Annotated in this window: 16 protein-coding genes; 5 read left to right on the top strand and 11 right to left on the bottom strand. The window is 72.4% G+C overall.

All coding sequences use genetic code 11. The annotated features are described in order from the left end of the window. Positions 1–39 precede the first annotated feature (39 nt). The 8 genes from FB467_RS03435 to FB467_RS03400 all read right to left on the bottom strand — a co-directional run bounded on the left by FB467_RS03435 (position 40) and on the right by FB467_RS03400 (position 8323). Positions 40–1134 (bottom strand): P1 family peptidase, encoded by a 1095-nt coding sequence (locus FB467_RS03435; RefSeq protein ID WP_141783854.1) that lies wholly within the window; start codon positions 1132–1134, stop codon positions 40–42. After that, positions 1134–1997, bottom strand: a complete 864-nt coding sequence (locus tag FB467_RS03430; RefSeq protein ID WP_141783853.1) for an ATP-binding cassette domain-containing protein — start codon at positions 1995–1997, stop codon at positions 1134–1136. The genes FB467_RS03435 and FB467_RS03430 overlap by 1 nt, the downstream gene beginning before the upstream one ends. Beyond that, positions 1994–3040 (bottom strand): ABC transporter ATP-binding protein, encoded by a 1047-nt coding sequence (locus FB467_RS03425; protein ID WP_141783852.1) that lies wholly within the window; start codon positions 3038–3040, stop codon positions 1994–1996. Before FB467_RS03425 ends, FB467_RS03430 begins: the two co-directional genes overlap by 4 nt. 1 nt (position 3041) lies before the next feature. After that, a complete protein-coding gene (locus FB467_RS03420; RefSeq protein ID WP_141783851.1) occupies positions 3042–3863 on the bottom strand; it encodes an ABC transporter permease in 822 nt (273 codons plus the stop codon). Beyond that, positions 3863–4810: an ABC transporter permease gene (locus FB467_RS03415; RefSeq protein WP_141783850.1), complete on the bottom strand. Its 948-nt coding sequence runs from the start codon at positions 4808–4810 to the stop codon at positions 3863–3865. Before FB467_RS03415 ends, FB467_RS03420 begins: the two co-directional genes overlap by 1 nt. A gap of 25 nt (positions 4811–4835) precedes the next feature. Next, positions 4836–6440 (bottom strand): ABC transporter substrate-binding protein, encoded by a 1605-nt coding sequence (locus FB467_RS03410; protein ID WP_141783849.1) that lies wholly within the window; start codon positions 6438–6440, stop codon positions 4836–4838. A 162-nt stretch (positions 6441–6602) separates the two neighbouring features. Beyond that, positions 6603–7427 carry an ABC transporter permease gene (locus FB467_RS03405; RefSeq protein WP_141783848.1) on the bottom strand — a complete coding sequence of 275 codons (825 nt, stop codon included), beginning with the start codon at positions 7425–7427 and terminating at the stop codon, positions 6603–6605. Beyond that, complete coding sequence (locus FB467_RS03400) at positions 7424–8323, bottom strand: ABC transporter ATP-binding protein (protein WP_141783847.1); 900 nt, start codon at positions 8321–8323, stop codon at positions 7424–7426. Before FB467_RS03400 ends, FB467_RS03405 begins: the two co-directional genes overlap by 4 nt. A gap of 161 nt (positions 8324–8484) precedes the next feature. On the opposite strand from FB467_RS03400, the gene FB467_RS03395 reads away from it, so the two are divergent. The 3 genes from FB467_RS03395 (at position 8485) to FB467_RS03385 (ending at position 12359) form a co-directional block, all read left to right on the top strand. After that, on the top strand, positions 8485–9675 hold the full coding sequence (locus FB467_RS03395) for a sensor histidine kinase (RefSeq protein WP_141783846.1): 1191 nt from the start codon (positions 8485–8487) through the stop codon (positions 9673–9675). 2 nt (positions 9676–9677) lie between these two features. Next, positions 9678–10352, top strand: a complete 675-nt coding sequence (locus tag FB467_RS03390) for a response regulator transcription factor (protein ID WP_141786448.1) — start codon at positions 9678–9680, stop codon at positions 10350–10352. Between the two features lie 132 nt (positions 10353–10484). Next, positions 10485–12359, top strand: a complete 1875-nt coding sequence (locus FB467_RS03385; RefSeq protein WP_141783845.1) for an acyl-CoA dehydrogenase — start codon at positions 10485–10487, stop codon at positions 12357–12359. A gap of 58 nt (positions 12360–12417) precedes the next feature. Here FB467_RS03385 and FB467_RS03380 read toward each other — a convergent pair whose 3' ends face one another. Next, complete coding sequence (locus FB467_RS03380; RefSeq protein WP_141783844.1) at positions 12418–13221, bottom strand: carbon-nitrogen family hydrolase; 804 nt, start codon at positions 13219–13221, stop codon at positions 12418–12420. Next, positions 13218–15227: a bifunctional copper resistance protein CopD/cytochrome c oxidase assembly protein gene (locus FB467_RS03375; RefSeq protein ID WP_228393286.1), complete on the bottom strand. Its 2010-nt coding sequence runs from the start codon at positions 15225–15227 to the stop codon at positions 13218–13220. The genes FB467_RS03380 and FB467_RS03375 overlap by 4 nt, the downstream gene beginning before the upstream one ends. A gap of 26 nt (positions 15228–15253) precedes the next feature. Here FB467_RS03375 and FB467_RS03370 point away from each other — a divergent pair, with 26 nt between their 5' ends. Together FB467_RS03370 and FB467_RS03365 are read left to right on the top strand one after the other, a co-directional pair. Continuing rightward, a complete protein-coding gene (locus FB467_RS03370) occupies positions 15254–16123 on the top strand; it encodes a maleylpyruvate isomerase family mycothiol-dependent enzyme (protein ID WP_141783843.1) in 870 nt (289 codons plus the stop codon). A gap of 199 nt (positions 16124–16322) precedes the next feature. Beyond that, positions 16323–16889, top strand: coding sequence for a hypothetical protein (locus FB467_RS03365; protein ID WP_141783842.1), 567 nt, complete (start codon positions 16323–16325; stop codon positions 16887–16889). A gap of 92 nt (positions 16890–16981) precedes the next feature. On the opposite strand, the gene FB467_RS03360 is transcribed toward FB467_RS03365, so the two are convergent. Beyond that, positions 16982–18511, bottom strand: coding sequence for a dihydrolipoamide acetyltransferase family protein (locus FB467_RS03360; protein ID WP_141783841.1), 1530 nt, complete (start codon positions 18509–18511; stop codon positions 16982–16984). Positions 18512–18535 lie beyond the last annotated feature (24 nt).

The following is an 18535-nucleotide window of genomic DNA, read 5'->3' as shown; positions in this document are numbered from 1 at the left end:
CGTGGGGGTCAGCCGCGTCGGCCGAAGTCGGGGCCGCGCTCAGCGCACGGCACTCGGGAAGACGTCGCGGTAGGACGGCCAGGTCCCGGCCGGGGTGGTCACCGTCCCGGCGGCGAGCACGCCCCGCACGATGGCGCGGGTGACGCAGCCGGCAGCAGCGTCGAGCAACCCGTGGAAGGCCACGGGGTCCGGGGCCGGTCGCGCACCCGTGGCCAGCGTGAACAGGGTGTCCCCGTCCATCATCGAGTGCACCGGGCTGATCGCCCGGGCCATCCCGTCGTGCCCCACGCCGGCGACCTTGGCGCACTGCGCCTTGGTGAGCGTCACGTCCGTGGCGATCACCCCGATCGTGGTCGCCAGCCCGCGCGGGAAGCCGGTCCGCCCCGTCTCCTCGGCGGCCCTGGCGAGCGCCGCCGACACCTCCTCGGGGTCGGGTGCGCGCAGTCCGTATGCCGATCCGCCGGGTCCGTCGGACAGGTCGCCGTCGAGCAGGTGGCGGGCTCCCAGGAGTTCGCCGGTCCGCAGGTCGACGGTGGAGCCGATCGCGTTCACCACGACGAGCGCTGCCACGGTGGAGCCGTCGGGCAGCACGGCGCTGGCCGAGCCGACTCCACCCTTCAGGCCGCCGGTCTGTGCCCCGGTCCCGGCGCCGACTGCTCCCAGGGCAGGCGGGTCCGCGCTCGCCGCGGCCACCGCGGCGCTGCCGAACGAGGCGTCCGGGCGGGCGCCGAAGTCGCCCCCGCGCCCCAGGTCGAAGACGACCGCCGCCGGCACGATCGGCACCAGCGCGGGACCGCAGGGGGTGGGGACGGGGAGTCCGGTCCCCTCGGCATACAGCGCGTCCATCACACCGTCGGCAGTGGCGAGCCCGAACGCGCTGCCCCCGCTGAGGACCACGGCGTGGGCCTTCTCGACCGCGTTGCGGGGGTCGAGAAGGTCGGTCTCGCGGGTGCCCGGCCCTCCGCCGCGCACGTCGACGCCGCCGGTGGCGCCACCGCCGGGGGTCCCGCGCCCCGGGGCCAGCACGACGGTCGTCCCGGTGAGCCAGCCGTCACCGATCCGCTGGTGCTGCCCGACGAGCAGGCCGGGCACGTCGACCAGGGTGTTGCTGGGCCCGGGGCGGGGCGGTGTCATCAGGTCTCCTCCTCCGTGGCCGCCAGGGTCCGGGCGGCAAGCTCGGTGGCGGTGCGTCCTGCCAGGGCCGCGTCCAGGCGGGGGACGGCGGCCAGCAGCTGCCGGGTGTAGGGGTGCTGGGCGTCGACGTACAACTGCTCGGTCGGGGCGACCTCGACGAACTCGCCCTGGCGCATCACGGCGACCCGGTCGCAGACGTGGCGCACCACGGACAGGTCGTGCGAGACGAAGACCAGGGTCAGGTCGAAGCCGTCGACGACCTCGTCGAGCAGGTTGAGCACCTGGGCGCGGACCGAGACGTCCAGCGCGCTGACCGGCTCGTCGGCGACCAGCACCGCCGGGTTGGGGGCCAGCGCCCGGGCGACGGAGATGCGCTGTCGCTGTCCGCCGGAGAACTGGTGCGGATAGCGCTTGGCCGCGTCGGCGGACAGGCCGACCCGCTCGAGCAGTTCCGCCACCCGGGCCCGGCGCTCGGCGGGCGTGCCGATCCGCTGGCCGACCAACGGCTCGGCCACGATGTCACCCACCCGCATCCGGGGGTCCAGCGAGCTCATCGGATCCTGGAAGACCAGTTGCAGCCGCTGCCGCAACCAGCCCAGCCGCCGTGGCGGGGAGGCATGGATCGGGGTGCCCTCGACCAGGATCTCCCCGGTGGTGGGGCGGTCCAGTCCGCAGATCATCCGGAGCAGGGTCGACTTGCCGGAGCCGGACTCCCCGACGATGCCGAAGCGTTCCCCGGGGGCGATGTCGACGGTGACGTCCCGGACGGCGTGCACCACCGGTGGGCGCTCGGTCAACCGGGTGCGGGCCCGGTGGAAGTCCCGGCCCACCCCCCGCAGGCTGATCGTCGGCGTCTCGCTCACGGGGCCACCTCCTCGCCGTCGGCGGCGGGGTGGACGCAGGCGTATCCGGCGTCCTCGGCCTCGTGGGCGTCGTCCCGCGGCGACCAGGGTGGCAGGACTGCACAGGCGTCGGTCGCGTGGTGGCACCGGTTGCGGAAGACGCACCCGTCCGGGAAGCTCCCGGCCGACGGGACCGAGCCCCGGATGGTCGGCAAGGCCACCCGTTGGCCGTCGACCGCCGTCGCCGGCCGTTCCAGGTCGCTCGCGGCCAGGAGGCCCTGGGTATACCGGTGCCGCGGCGAGGCGAACACCTCCGTCACGGGCCCGGCCTCCACGATCCGGCCGCCGTACATGACCAGCACCCGCTCGCAGGTGGAGGCGACCACGGCGAGGTCGTGGGTGATGAACAGCATGGCCGCGTCCCGGGCCTCGACGCCGCGGACCAGCAGGTCCAGCACGAGCGCCTGGACCGTGACGTCCAGCGCGGTCGTCGGCTCGTCGCAGACCAGCAGGAGCGGGTCGTTGGCCAGCGCGATCGCGGTGACCACCCGCTGCCGCTGCCCGCCGGACAGCTGGTGCGGGTAGGACCGGGCGATCTGGGCGGGGTCCGGTAGGCCGACCTGGTCCAGCAGCTCCACCGCCCGCTGCCGGGCCCGGGCGGCGGGGACGGTGCGGTGCAGCGTCATCGCCTCGGCGACCTGGCGACCGACCCGCATCGTCGGGTTGAGCGCCGTCATCGGCTCCTGGAAGACCATCGCCATGTCGTGGCCGCGGATCCGGGAGAGCCGTCGCTCGGAGGTGGTCAGCAGGTTGCTCCCGTGCCCGCTGAGGGTGACCGAACCGGTGGCCCTCAGCCCCTCACCGAGCAGTCCCATCACAGCCAGTGCGGTCAGCGACTTGCCGGAGCCGGACTCCCCGATCAGGCCGACCCGTTCGCCGCGCTGGATCCGGAAGGTGACGTCGTGCAGCAGCCGGGTGGAGCCGGTCCCGACGGACAGGCCGCGCACGGAGAGCACGGGTGCGGACGGGTCCTGCTCGGCGGTCGGGGTGGGCGCGGTCGACATCTCAGCGTCCCTCCAACTTGGGGTCCAGGTAGTCCCGCAGCCCGTCGCCGAACAGGTTGAACCCGAGCACCGCCAGCGCGATCGCGGCTCCCGGGATCAGCGCCAGGTGCGGGGCGGCGCGCAGCGTGGACTGCGCCTCGTAGAGCATCCGGCCCCACGAGGCCTGCCCGGTCGGGGTGCCCAGGCCCAGGTAGGCGAGGGCCGCCTCGGCCAGGATCGCGATGGCGAAGCTGACCGAGGCCTGCACGATGATCAACCCGGCGACGTTGGGCAGCACGTGGCGCCGGGCGATGGCCAGCGGGGACCGGCCGGCCGCGCGGGCGGCCGCGACGTATTCGGTGCCCATCACCTGCAACGCCCCGGACCGGGTGATCCGGGCGAAGGAGGGGATCGTGGCGATCCCGATCGCGATCATCGCCACCCGGGTGCTGCCGCCGTAGATCGCGGCGAACATGATCGCCAGCAGCAGGGCGGGGAAGGCGAGCAGGATGTCGTTGCCCCGCATCACCAGCTGGCCCAGCCAGCCCGGCGACATCGCCGCGAGGATGCCGACCGGCACGCCGACCACGGCGGCCACGCCCACGGCGACCAGCCCGACATACAGCGTGGTCCGCGAGCCCACCACGATCTGGGTGAAGACGTCCCGGCGGAACTTGTCGGTGCCGAGCCAGAACTCACCGTTCGGGGTCTGGTATGCCTCGGTGACCAGGACCTTCATCGGCGGGTGCGGGGTCCAGACGTAGGAGATCAGCGCCAGCCCGACGATGACCGCCACGATGGCTCCCCCGATGACGAGGGAGGCGTTCAACCGCCGCCGGCCCATCAGCGTCCGCTCCGGAGTCGCGGGTCGATCAGGAGGTAGAGCGCGTCGACCACGAAGTTGATCACCAGCACGGCGACCACCAGCACCATGACCACGGCCTGGATGGTGAGCAGCTCACGGTCGGCGACGGAGTCCAGCAGCAAGCTACCCAGGCCCGGGATGACGAAGACCCGCTCGACCACCACGGCCCCGATCAGGAGGGTGGCCAGCTGCAGCCCCAGGACGGTGACGACGGGGATGGCGGCGTTGCGCAGCCCGTGCCGCAGCAGCGAGGGCATCGGCCGCAGCCCCTTGGCGCGGGCGGTGCGCAGGTAGTCCTCCCGGAGCACGTCGAGGACCGCGCTGCGCACGTAGCGGGCCAGCACGGCAGCCTGCACCAGCGCCAGCGACACGGCGGGCAGCACGAGGCGCTTGAGGAACTCCACCGGGTCCACGGCCGGGGGGACCCACCCCCCGGAGGGCACCCACCGCAGCCGCACCGCGAACACGGCGATGAGCAGGATGCCGGCCAGGAAGGCCGGGATCGCGACCCCGACCTGGGACAGCCCCGAGGCGACCACGCCGTCCGCGTGCCGGTGCCGCACGGCCATCCAGGTGCCGACCGGCAGCGCGATGATGACCGCCAGCACCATCGCCGCCCCGACCAGCCACAGGGTGACCAGCAGCCGGTCGGCGATCTGCGGGCCGATCTGCGCCTTGGACAGGAACTCCACGCCCGGGTCGAACCGGAGCAGCCCACCCACCCAGGAGAGGTACTGCTCCACCAGGGGGCGATCCAGGCCGAACTCGGTGCGCAGCCGGGCGACCGACTCATCGGAAGCGTTCACCCCGAGCGCCACCCGCGCGGGGTCGCCGGGGAGCACCCGCATGAACCCGAACACCAGCACGGAGCTGACGGCCAGGCTCGCCACGAGTACGCCCAGGCGACGGGCCAGGTGCACCAGCATCGGTCAGTGGCCTCCCGGCCGGCGGTCAGCCCCGGGCAAGGGCGGACAGGTCGAAGGACTCGGTGATCGCGTTCTCCGGCAGCCCGGTGATGTCCGGGTCGGCCACGATCAGGTTGGGCAGCACGAAGAGGAAGTCCGCGGCGGCGTCCTCGGACAGGAATTTGGCCGCCTCCTTCATCGCGGTCACCTGCTCCTCCGGGGTGCCGGCGTCGGCCTCGTCGAGCAGGGCCACGAAGTCGGGGTTGCCGTACTGGGTGTAGTAGTCCGGGTTGCCGAAGACGGCCCGCATGTCGCGGGGCTCGACGTGGGAGATGATCGACATCTCGTAGTCGTGGTTGGTGAAGACGTCCTCCAGCCAGGCCGCCGGGAACTCCAGCTGGTCGATGGTCACCTCGAAGCCGGCGTCCTCCAGCATCGACTCCACGACGGTGCCGCACGACACGGCATACGGCAGGCTCGGGATCCGCAGCCGGACCGCGGCGCCCTCGGCACCCGCCTCGGCGAGCAGCCGCTTGGCCTCCTCCACGTCGTAGGGGTAGTCGCCGGTGCGGTCCTCGTACCACGGGTCGGTGGGCGGCACCATGCTGCCGATGAGCGCGCCGCGACCCGCCCAGCAGGTATCCAGCAACGTCTGGTGGTCGATCGCGTGCCGGGCCGCCTGGCGCACCGGGAGCTGGTCGAACGGGGCGGCGCCGTTGTTCATCGACAGGACCACCTCACCGTTGGTCGTGCCCTCGATGATCTGGTAGTCCCCGCCCTCGAACTCGGTGAGCGACTCCGGCGCCTGCACCGTGCCGATCACGTCGATCTGCTCGGTGAGCAGGGCGTTGTTCAACGCGGTCGGGTCGGCGAAGTACTGGAAGACCACCTCGTCGAAGAACGGCTCGTCGCCCCAGTAGTCCGGGTTGCGCTCCAGGGTGATCGCGCTGCCGCGCTGCCAGTCGGAGAAGACGAACGGGCCGGTGCCCGTGGTGCTCTCGGCCAGGTCGTCCACGCCGTTCTCGTCGAACATCGCCCCGACCCGGGTGGTCATCGCGTAGAGCCAGCTGTTGCTGGGCTCGGACAGGGTCACGGTGACCTCGTGGTCGCCGGTGGCCTCGACCGAGTCCACGATGTCCATCTGCGCCTTCAGGCTGATCGTCCACGCGTCGGACTTGACCCGGTCGATGGAGAAGACCACGTCGTCGGCGGTGAACTCCTCGCCGTTGCTGAACGTGGCGCCCTCGACGAGGGTGAAGGTGTAGGTGAGGCCGTCGTCGCTGACCGACCAGTCGCTGGCCAGGGACGGCACGATCTCACCGCTCTGGTCCACCTTCACCAACGTCTCGTAGACGTTGTAGAGCAGCGCCTGCGGGATCGCGGCGCCGTCCGTGGTGGTGAAGTCCAGGCTGGCCGGCTCCGCGGCCAGGCCGATGACCACCCGGTCGTCGCCACCGCCCGACCCCGAGCCGCCCTCCCCCGAGCCACCGTCGCTCCCGTCGGTGCCGCCCGCCGAGGCGCTGCCGCCGTCGTCGCCCCCGACGTCGTCCCCGCCATCACCACCGTCGGTGCTCGACCCGGCGTTGCAGGCGCTCAGCACCAGCACTCCGCTCAGCGCTGCTGCCAGCGCCCCAACCTTCGTCAACCTCATGTCGCGCAAACCTCTCGGGAGGACGGTGCAGGATGAACCGCATCCTACCCTACCAATGTTGCGCTGCGATAACGGTCCCGGACGTGCGTCGGCGGGACCGGTCGCAACAACCGGTCCCGCCGACGACTTTCCCCTGTCTGGGGTGGGTCGACTACCCGCGGGTCACTTGACCTCGCGGCGCAGCACGCGCCACACCCCGATGGCCAGTGGCAGCCCAAGCCACACGGCCGTCGATACGCCGAGCTTGGCCCACTCCTGGCCCGTCAGCGCCTCCCCCATGGTCAGTGGCGCCTGCGTCATGCCCAGGTCCAACCAGGCGCCGACATCGCGGGCCCAGGAGACGAGGGCGGTCAGCATCGACCACACCATGGGGAGTACCAGATAGGCGACGATCGCCGCCGGTGTGTTCAGCAGTGCCAGGCCGAAGGCGAGGCCCTGGCCGACACTGGAGATGGTCAGGATCAGCATGCCGCCGATCACCCACCAGTTCAGGTCCCACGCGGCGGTGGCGTCCCGGAAGGTCACGGCCGCCAGGTGCCCCAGCACGGCGAGCACCACGGCCACCGCGAAGGCTCCCAGGCCGACCACCACGGAACTGACGACCTTGGCCGCCACCACCCGGCCGCGCCGCGGCTCGAGGGAGAACGTGGTCATCGCGGTGCGCTGGGACCACTCCGAGGTCGCGGTGAGGATCCCCAGGATCGGCACCAGGATCGCCAGCGGCGTGGACGTGGCCATCAGGTAGTCCATGAACGAGTGGTTGCCACCGCCCACCGACAGCATGATCACGATCACGACCGCCACCACGAGGCCGATGCTGATCAGGAACCAGCGCCCGGCGAGGGTGTCCAACTGCTTGCGGGTCTCGACCCGGACCAACCGGCCGAAGGTGACCGGCGTGGCCGGCTGGTCGATGCCCGGCAGCGAGAATCCCGGCTTGACCTGGCCCACCCGTGGGGTGGTGGCCTCGATGGTCTGCGTGCTCATGCCGCAAGCTCCTTCCGTGCGTCGTCTGAGGTCAGGCTGAGGAACATCTCTTCCAGTCCCTGGCTGTCACCGGCCCGCAGCTCGACCAGCGCGATCCGGTGGGTGGCCGCGACCGCGCCCACCAGCCCGGTCTCGGCCTCGACCTGCAGCCCGCCGGTCGGCAGCTGCTCGAAGGTCAGGTTCTCCTCCGCCAGGGCGGCGGCCAGCGCGCGGTCGTCGGCGCTGCGCACCAGCGCCCCGGAGGGCCGGAGGAGCTCGTCCTTGGTGCCCTGCGCCACGATCTTGCCGCGCCCGATCACCACGATGTCGTCCGCGATCTTCTCGATCTCGTGCAGCAGGTGGGAGGAGAGCAGCACGGTGCCGCCCTCGGCGGCGAACGTGCCGAGCAGGTCGCGCATCCAGCGGATGCCGGCCGGGTCCAGACCGTTGGCCGGCTCGTCCAGGATCAGCACCTCGGGGTCGCCGAGCAGCGCGTGGGCCAGGCCCAGCCGCTGCCGCATCCCCAGGGAGTAGTTGCGCAGCCGGCGCTCCGACTCCTTCGCGGTCAGCCCGACGACGTCGAGCATCTGGTCCACCCGCCCCCGCGGCACACCCAGGGTCATCGCCCCGAGCGTGAGCACCTCGCGGCCGGTGCGGCCGGCGTGCTGGGCGGACGCGTCGAGCAGGACCCCGACGTGTCGGCCCGGGTTGGTGAGGGCGGCATACGGCTTGCCGAGCACCAGCGCGGCACCCGAGGTGGCCGGGGTCAGCCCCGTCATCACCCGCATCGTGGTGGACTTGCCCGCCCCGTTGGGACCGAGGAAGCCGGTCACCCTGCCGGCCTCGGCGGTGAACGTCACATCGTCCACCGCGGTGAAGTCCCCGTAGGTCCTCACAAGATTGGTCACTGAGATCATGTGACTACCTTGCGGCACGGGGAGGGGCCCGCACATCGGTCTGCGGGCTGGACCTGCCCCCTACTTTGGTACGTCGACGGTATGACGCCGGTACGACTTTGGGCAGTTGACGGGTCCGTTGGGCGGAAGACTCCCCCTCTGGGGGGACCTAGGCTCGGGTCATGCGCCTCGGACTGCCCGCCACCACCGTGTGGGGAGAGACCTGGCGGGTCCTGCTCGCGATCGCCGCCGGGGCCCTGGCCTGGATCGGCAGCTGGCTCACCGTCGACATGGAGCAGCGCGGCGGGCCGCTCGGCTGGTTGGCGGTGGGCGACCCGGTCATCGGCGCGCTGACCCTGGTGCTGATGCTGTTCCGCCGACGGTGGCCGCTGGCCATCGCGCTCCTGCTGACCGCGCTGTCCGCCGTCAGCGTGTCCGCGGCGGGCGCCTCGGCCATCGCGGTGATCTCGATGGCGACCCGGCGCCGGTGGCGCGAGGTCCTGACCATCACCCCGGTCTTCATCGCGGCCGCACCCGTCTGGGACCTGATCTTCCCGCCGGAGGAGCCGGGCCGGTGGTTCCTGGTCACAACCCTCGTCATCCAGGTCCTGAGCCTGGTCGTCTGCGTCTCGCTCGGCTACTACATCGGGGTGCGCCGCGACAACATCACGGCCCTGCGGGAGCGCGCCGAGAGCGCGGAACGGGAGCAGGGCCGCCGGGTGGAGCAGGCCAGGGCCACCGAACGGGCCCGGATCGCCCGGGAGATGCACGACGTCCTGGCGCACCGGATCAGCCTGATCGCGATGCACTCCGGGATCCTGGCCTACCGCGACGACCTGCCCGCCGCGCAGGTGCGGGAGATCGCCGCCACGCTCCGGGACAACGCTGACCAGGCGGTGTCCGAGCTGCGCGAGGTCCTCGGCGTCCTCCGCGGCGCCCAGGAACCCGACCAGCCGCTGGGGCCCCAACCCGACCTCACCCACCTCGGGGACCTGATCGAGGACCTGCGCGAGGGCGGCACGCCGATCCAGCTCAACGTGCGGGTGCAGGTCACCGAGGTCCCCGAGACGATCAGCCGGCACGCCTACCGGATCGTGCAGGAGGGGCTGACCAACGCCCGCAAGCACGCCCCGGGCATGCCGGTCTCGGTGGCCCTGGCGGGAGGACCCGTCGACGGGCTGGAGGTCACCGTCGTCAACCAGCCCGCGGCATACGGCGTGTCCGCCCCGGAGGAGGCCGCCCAGAGCAGCGGCTCCGGGCTCGGGCTGCTGGGGCTGGCCGAGCGGGCCGTGCTCAGCGGGGGCCGGCTCAGTTACGGCAACGACCGGGCCGGCCGGTTCACGGTGCGGGCCTGGCTACCGTGGGGGGCGTGAGGATGATCTCGGTGGTCCTGGTCGACGACGACGCCCTGGTGCGGACCGGGCTACGGCTGATCCTCGGCGGGGCCCCCGAGATCGAGGTGGTCGGGGAGGCCGAGGACGGCCGGGCCGGGGTCGACCTGGTGCGGTCGCTGCGGCCGGACGTGGTGCTGATGGACATCCGGATGCCCCGGCTGGACGGGCTGGCCGCCACCCGCGAGCTGCTGGAGGGCGACGACCCGCCCAAGGTGCTGGTGCTGACCACCTTCGACACCGACGACATGGTGCTCGAGGCGCTGCGCATCGGCGCGCACGGCTTCCTCCTCAAGAGCACCCACCCCGAGCGGCTGGTGGAGGCGGTCCACACCGTGGCGGGGGGTGAGCCGATGCTGTCGCCCTCGGTGACCGCACAGCTGATCGCCCGGGTCACGGCGGAGGGCCGCGGGGCGTCACCGGCCGGCGACCGGAAGGCCCGCGCCGAGGCGCTGCTGGACACGCTGACCGACCGCGAGCGCGAGGTGGCCGTCGCGATCGGGCACGGCTGGTCCAACGCCGAGATCGCGGCCCGGCTCTTCATGGGCGTGCCCACCGTCAAGGCCCACGTGTCCCGGCTGCTGACCAAGCTCGACGCCGGCAACCGCACCCAGGTGGCCCTCGTGGTGCACGACGCCGGACTCACCGAGCGCTCCTGAGCGCGGCGCGCCCCCGCATACCTCCGGTTACCTATGGGTAGATAACGCCCGCGCGGCGGGCTATACTCAAGTAACAGGTACGGCGAGTATCGGGAAACCGCCGACCGACACGTGAGATCACAGAGGTGCGTCATGAGCCACTACCGGAGCAACCTGAGGGACCTGGAGTTCAACCTCTTCGAGGTACTGAACCGCCAGGAGGTGCTCGGCACCGGGCCGTTCGGGGAGATCGATGCCGAGACGGCACGCGACGTGCTGGCACAGGTCACGACGCTGGCCGAGCAGGAGCTCGGACCGAGCCTGCTGTCCTCGGACCGCAACCCGCCGGTGCTGGACCCGGCCACCGGCGAGGTGACGATGGACCAGGCGTTCGTCGACGCCTACCGGGCCTTCGTCGACTCGGAGTGGTGGCGCATCGGGCTGTCCGAGGAGATCGGCGGCACCCCGGCCCCGCCGTCGCTCACCTGGGCGCTGTCCGAGCTGCTGCTGGGGGCGAACCCGGCCGTGAAGATGTATGCCGCGGGCTTCACCTTCGCCGAGGTGCTCTACCAGCTGGGCACCCCCGAGCAGCAGCGGCTGGCCCAGCTGATGACCGAGCACGCCTGGGGCGCCACCATGGTGCTCACCGAGCCGGACGCCGGCTCCGACGTGGGGGCGGGGCGCACCCGCGCGGTCCAGGCCGAGGACGGCAGCTGGCACATCGAGGGCGTGAAGCGCTTCATCACCTCCGGCGAGGCCCCGTTCTACGACAACGTGATCCACTTCGTGCTTGCCCGCCCCGAGGGCGCCGGCCCCGGCACCAAGGGCCTCTCGCTGTTCATCGTGCCCAAGTTCCACGTCGACCCGGAGACCGGCGAGCTGGGTGAGCGCAACGGCGTGCAGGTCAGCAACATCGAGCACAAGATGGGGCTGAAGACCTCCACCACGTGCGAGCTGCGCTTCGGCGAGGACCCCGACCGTCCCGCCGTGGGCACCCTGCTCGGTGAGGTGCACGACGGCATCGCCCAGATGTTCCGGGTCATCGAGTACGCCCGGATGCTGGTCGGCACGAAGGCCATCGCGACACTGTCCACCGGCTACCTCAACGCGCTGGAGTACGCCAAGGAGCGGGTGCAGGGTCCCGACCTGACCCAGCAGACCGACAAGAGCGCCCCCCGCGTCACGATCACCCACCACCCGGACGTGCGCCGGTCGCTGCTGCTGCAGAAGTCGTATGCCGAGGGGCTGCGCGCCCTGATGCTCTACACCGCCAGCTTCCAGGACACCGTCATGGCCGCCCAGGCCGAGGCCGGGACCGAGGAGCTGCCCGAGGGGTCGCCGGCGATCATGGCGCGCCGGGTCAACGACCTGCTGCTGCCCGTGGTCAAGGGGTGCGGCTCCGAGCGCGCCTGGACCCTGCTCGGCACCGAGTCGCTGCAGACCTTCGGGGGCTCCGGCTTCCTGCAGGACTACCCGGTCGAGCAGTACGTCCGCGACGCCAAGATCGACAGCCTCTACGAGGGCACCACCGCCATCCAGGGCATGGACTTCTTCTTCCGCAAGATCGTCCGCGACAACGGCGAGGCGCTGAGCTACCTGGCCCAGCAGGTGCTGGAGCTGGTCAAGGGCGGCACCGCGGAGGATGCCTTCGGCACCGAGCGCGCGCTGCTCGGCACCGCGCTGGAGGACGTCCAGGGCATGGTCGAGTACCTGGTCGGCCGGGTGATGGCGGCCGACCCCCGCACCGGGGGCCGGCCGGAGACGATCTACGCCGTCGGGCTGAACACCACCCGGCTGCTGATGTCCTTCGGCGACCTCGTCGTGGGGTGGCTGCTGCTGCGCCAGGCCGAGGTGGCCCAGGCCGCCCTCGAGGCGGGCGCCTCCGGCTCCGACGAGGCGTTCTACCAGGGCAAGGTCGCGGCCGCCCGCTTCTTCGCCCGCACCGTCCTGCCCCGGCTGTCGGCCGAGCGGGCCATCACGGTGGAGACCGAAGCCTCCCTGATGGACCTGCCGGAGGACGCCTTCTGAGGACCTGACCCACCGCACCCGCCCGTGTCCGCGACCCCGCGGACGCGGGCGGGCTGCGTTACAGGCGCCGGTCGGCCAGGACTGGGAACTTCTCCCGCGCCTCGGCGACCACGGCGGGGTCGATCTGCACCGACAGGACCTCCTCGCCGGTGCCGGCCTCGGCCAGCACCTGGCCCCACGGGTCGATGACCGCGCTGTGGCCGCCCATCTCGATGCCGGCGTGGGTGCCGGCGGTGTTGCAGGCCACGACGAAGCACTGGTTCTCGATCGCGCGGGCGCGCAGCAGCAGCCGCCACGCCTCCACCCTGGCGGCGGGCCACGCGGCCGGGACCAGGAAGAGCTCGGCACCCCGGTCCAGCTGGGCCCGGTAGAGCTCGGGGAAGCGCGCGTCGTAGCAGGTCGACAGGCCCGCCCGCAGCCCCGTCGCGGGCGCCGGCAGGTCCACCACGACGATGTCCTCACCGGCCTCCAGGAGCTTGGGCTCGCCGGTGCCGAAGCCGAACCGGTGCACCTTCCGGTAGCGCGCCACCGCCCGCCCGTCGGCGCCGATGAGCACCGAGGTGTTCCACATCCCCCGCCCCTCGGGGCCCGGTTCGTCGACCGGCTTCTCGATCAGCGACCCCGCGTGCAGCACCGCCCCGATCTCCCGCGCCGCCCCGGCGAGCGCCGTGACGACGGACCCGTCCGCGGGTTGCGCCCGCTCCGGCCAGGCCCGGAAGTCGAACCCCCCGGCGCTCCACAGCTCGGGCAGCACGACCAGGTCATGGCCCGCTTGGGCCCGGACCAGGTCGGCCACCCGCTGGGTGCGTGCCTCGAGGGTCTCCTCGTCCCCGTAGGCGAGCTGGATGACGGCGATCTTCACTGGGGCCTCCGTTGGTTGCGTTGCGCGAGTTCCTGCAGGTGGGCGTTGTAGGCGGCCAGCTCGGCATCCCCGTCCCGCTCGGCCTGGCGGTCCTTGCGCGCCGCCTCCCGGCTGTCGCTGCGCAGCCAGTCCTTCATCAGGAGCATCGCCAGCACCAGCGTGGGCAGCTCCCCGATCCCCCAGGCGATGCCGCCGGCCAGCTGCTGGTCCGCGAGCAGATCCGGGACATACGGGACCTCGATCGCCTTGAAGAACCCGGGGGCCAACAGCCAGGTGCCGGTCATCAGCGCCAGCCCGAAGAAGGCGTGCGCGGCCAGCGTGCCGATGAGGACCATCATCCGCAGCGGCGCGGGCCACTTGGCCGGCCCGGGGTCGGTGCCGATCAGCGACCACACGAAGGCGTAGCCGGCGATGGTGAAGTGCGCGACCATGACGACGTGCCCGGAGTGGGTGGTCAGTGCCCACGGGAACCACTCGGTCCAGTAGAAGGCGATCAGGCTGCCGAAGAAGATGAGCCCGGCCACCAGCGGGTTCGCCACGAACGCGGCATACCGGGAGTGCACGACGGCGAGCAGGATCTCCCGGGGCCCGAGGGTGGCGTCCTTGCGGGCCGGCAGGCTGCGCAGCGCGAGCGTGATGACCGAGCCGACGACGAGGAAGATCGGCACCGCCATCATCAGCAGCATGTGCATCACCATGTGCTGGGAGAACATGATCCGGCCGTAGACCCCGGGGGCACCGTTGGTGGCGTAGGCGAAGACCACCCAGCCGATCACCCAGCAGATGGTCCGGTGCAGCGGCCAGGAGTCCCCGCGGCTCCGCAGCCGCCGCACCCAGACCAGGTAGGTCACGACCGCCACCACGGCGGTGGGCAGGAACAACCAGTTGACCTGCCACTGGGTGAACAGCCGGGAGAACTCCCACGCGGGCGGCATGGGGTAGCCGGTCAGCTCCAGCACCGGGCTGCTCGGCAGCCGCTCGACGTCCGGGGTCGGCGTGCGGGACAGGGCCACCGCCAGACCGATGGCGATCCCCATCACCGCGAGCTCGGTCAGTGCCAGCCGGGCGAAGGCGCCCGAGCGCTCCACCCCTCGGGCGAGGACCCGCTCCCGCTGGAGGTAGCCGAACCAGCCCAGCACCAGCAGCGCCAGCACCTTGCCCCAGAGCACCAGCCAGTAACTGCTGGTCAGGTCGCCCAGGTCATCGGCCTCGAGCAGGGCGAACAGGACGCCGGACACGGCAACCGCCCCGTAGCACCACAGCGCCAGGGTGGAGAAGCGGCGCACGGTGGGCGCCACCGCCTTGCCCAGGACGGGGCGCAGCACCACGATCGCCAGCAGTCCGCCGACCCAGACCGTGACGCCGAAGAGGTGGAACATCAGGGCGGTCATCGCCTGCTCGTGGCCCTCGGTCCCGCTGGCGTGCCCCGCGAAGCTCAGCGGGAGCAGCGTCACGAGCGACAGCACGAAGGCCCAGGCCAGCGCCCCACGGGTGCGGGACAGCCAGGCCAAGGGGACGAGTAGCGCCGCCAGGACCGTCTCGACCAGGAGCAGCCGGGTGAGTTCCAGCGGCCAGACGTTGCTGGTCAGGTCGGTCCAGAAGCCGGGGGTCGTGAGCGGCAGGCCGGCGAGGTCGGCGAAGGAGAACACCAGGCCCACCCCCGCGGCCACGGTCCAGACCGCCGCGGACCACGCGGCCACCCGGGCCGCGGTCGCCCGCCGTCGGGTATGCCGTCCCTCCGGTGTCAGGAAAGCCGCCACCAGGAGCATGCCGACGGTGAGCGAGGCCGCCAGGTCGTGCACCACGCGCAGCGCGGGCAGGCCGATCCGCACGAGCGGGCCGGCATCCATCAGCAGCAGCCCGCCCATCGCGCCCGAGGCGGCGCCGACGAGCAGCGCGACCGGGAGCGCGAGCCCGACGAGCGCCACCGCGGGGAACCATCGGGGCACCGACCCGGTGCCGGGATCCCGCGTCGCGGCGGCGGGGTCCCTCTGGGCTGCGGTCACCCCTCCATGCTAGGTAAGGTCCGGGCATGCCGATCCACCCCTCCGCGCCGGACGACCTGTCCGGCCTGATCGAAGCCTTCCGGCAGACGGTGCAGACCGTCGTGGACCTGGGGCACACCGCGACCGCGGAGGACTTCGAGCGCCCCACCTCCTGCCCCGGGTGGACCGTGAAGGACCACATCGCGCACGTGGCGGCCCTGGAGGACTTCCTCGAGGGAGGGGACTATCCGCGGGTCGACCTCCCGGAGCGGGAGCACGTGCACCACGAGTTCGCCGAGTGGATGGAGTGGGGGGTCCAGGTCCGGCGCAAGACCCCCGGCCGGGCCGTGGTCAACGAGCTCGAGACGCTGCTGTTGGGCCGGATGGCCTCGCTGGGCGCGCCCGACCTGACCCTGGACACCGTGGTCCCGGCCCCGATGGACAGCACCCGGCCGTTGGGGGACCTGCTCCGGCTCCGGATCATGGACATCTGGACCCACGAGCAGGACCTGCGCGAGGTGCTCGGCCGCCCCGGTGGGCTCGACGCACCCGGCGCGGCCGTCTTCCTGGCCGGGTTCGAGCGCTCCTTCCCGGTCCTGGCCGCCGAGCGGATGGAACTGCCGGAGGGCACCGCGGTGATCCTCGACTGCACCGGACCGGCCACCGGGCGGATCGGCGTGCGGATGGGCCGCAACCCCGAGGGCAGGCCGTGGGCCCATGCCCTCTTCTCCGGGGGCGCCGACCCCGTGGAGTCGACCCCCCTGGTCGAGGGACCGACCACCACGATCGCGCTGTCCACCGATGCACTCACCCGCAGGGCCGCGGGCCGTCGGGCCACCGCGGACCTGGCCTACCAGGTGACCGGCGACGAGGCCCTGGCGGTGCGCGTCCTGGACGCGCTGGTGATCACCCCCTGACCCATCCGGGGGTACCCCGAAACCGGTTTGAGTTTCGGCGCCGAAAGGCGCACAGTGAGGTGTTGGCGACGAGAGCACCCACGCCCCGTGGAGTGCCGTCGCCCAGGGGACGATGGCGCCGCCGGCCATGACGGGCGACCTGTCGGGGCCGGTACGCCTTCTCCCGGATCACGACGAATCGACGAGGAGTGCACACCTAATGAAGAAGACCAGCTTCCTGGCCCTGGCCCTGTCCGCGACGGTCGTCCTGGGCGCCTGCAGCAGCGAGGACGAGCCCAGCGACGACACCACGGCCGCCGAGGACAACGGCGCCGCTGCCGGCGGTGACTCCGAGGACACCGCCGAGGACACCGGCGCCGCGGGCGACAGCGCGGACGAGACCGGCGCGGCCGCCGACGAGGCGGGCGAGACGGAGGCGGCCGGTAGCTACGCCGACCCCGCGTGCGAGGAGTTCTTCACCGAGGGCGGCCCGCTGGCCGACCGCGCCGACGCCGCCCGCGAGGCCATCACGGCCGGCGACATCGTCGACATGCCCACCTACAGCGAGGTGAACCTGCTCAAGCAGCGGATCGACGCCACGGCGTCCTCCGCGCCGGAGGACATCAGCACGCTGCTGCTCGAGGTCAACGCCCCGTTCGCGGAGACGGTCGACGCCGTCAACGAGGGCAGCGTCGTCGACGAGGACGGGGTCATCACCCTCCCGGAGATCGACGTCCAGGGCTCCGCCGACGCCCAGGCCGAGCTGGAGACCGCCTGCGCCGGCTGACGCCGGAATCCCTCGCGGGAACCCTGCGAGAACCAGACGAACGGTGCCGCACCCTCGGGTGCGGCACCGTTCGTCGTGGGTCCGGCGTTCGGTCAGCCCCAGACCAGGGCCTGGGCCGGGTCCTCCAGCAGGGCGGCCAGGTCGGCCAGGAACCGGGAGCCGAGTTCGCCGTCGATGAGCCGGTGGTCGAAGGACACCGCGAGCTGGGTGATCCACCGCGGCACGATCTCCTCCTCACCGGCGGCGTTGGTGACCACCCACGGCTGGCGACGGATCGCCCCGAAGCAGACGATCGCCGACTCACCGGGGTTGATGATCGGGGTCCCGGTATCGACGCCGAAGACGCCGACGTTGGTGATGGTGATCGACCCACCGGACATCTCGGCGGGCTGGGTGCGCCCGGACCGCGCGGTGTCCACCAGGTTGGTCAACGCCTCCGCCAACTGGCGCAGGTCCATCAGGTCGGCGTCCTTGATGTTGGGCACGATCAGCCCGCGCGGGGTGGCCGCGGCGATGCCGAGGTTGACGTAGTTGCGCTGCACGATCTCCTGCGCGGCCTCGTCCCAGACGGCGACCATGCCGGGGTGGCGCTTGACGGCCAGCACCAGCGCCTTGGCCAGGATGAGCAGCGGGGACACCTTGGTATCCCGGAACTCCCGGCTCTTCTTCAGCCGCTCGACCAGCTCCATCGTGGCGGTCACGTCGACGGTGATGAACTCGGTGACGTGCGGCGCCGTGAACGCCGACCCGACCATCGCCTGGGCGGTCATCTTGCGCACGCCCTTGACCGGGGTGCGGGTCTCCCGCTCGCCGCCCCGGTCGAAGACCGGCGGTGCGTATGCCGTCCCGCCGGGGGCTCCGGCCCCCGGTGCGGCCGGCACCTCTGCCGGAGCCGCCGTCTGCCCGGTCGGCGCGGCAGGGGCGGTGGCCGGTGCGGCGGCCGCGGCGGCGTGCGCGTCCACGTCGGCCCGGGTGATCACGCCGTCCGCCCGGGTCGGACGCACCGCGGCCAGGTCGACGCCGAGGTCCTTGGCGTACTTGCGGACCGGGGGCTTGGCCAGCGGCTTGGGGCCGTCCGCCGGAGGGGCGGTCTCCACGGCGGGCGGGGCGGCAGGTGCCGCGGCGGGCGGCGGGGTGGGGGGCGTCGCCGCGGGAGCGGCCGCAGGGGTGCCCCGGCCGTCCCCGGCCGAGGCGGGGGGCGGGGGCGCGTCGGGGACCGAGGTGGACCGTCTGCGGGGACGCCGCGACGTGGAACCCTCCGAGGGGCCGTAGCCCACCAGGTTGGCCTCCCGCTTCGGGGCCTCCTCCGTCGGCGCGGCGACCCCGGCACCCGGGGCGTCCGCCGCGGCGGCACCGGCCGCTCCCCCGCCCGCGCCACCACCGCCGTCGCCGTTGTCGATCACGATGATCGGCGTGCCGACCTCGACCGTCTCCCCCTCCGGGACGAGGAGTTCCAGGACGGTGCCGTCCCACGGGATCGGCAGCTCGACCAGCGACTTGGCGGTCTCGATCTCGACCACGATGTCGTTGGTCTTGACCTGGTCACCGGCCTTGACTTTCCAGGTGACGATCTCGGCCTCGACCAGGCCCTCGCCGGGGTCGGGGAGCTTGAAGTGCGGCATAGGTGGACTCCTGCGGTCAGTGGT

This window comes from Ornithinicoccus hortensis (genome assembly GCF_006716185.1).
GTDB lineage: Bacteria > Actinomycetota > Actinomycetes > Actinomycetales > Dermatophilaceae > Ornithinicoccus > Ornithinicoccus hortensis.
The sequence above is the reverse complement of the archived record's forward strand: the minus strand, read 5'-3'. Positions and strand labels throughout refer to the sequence as shown.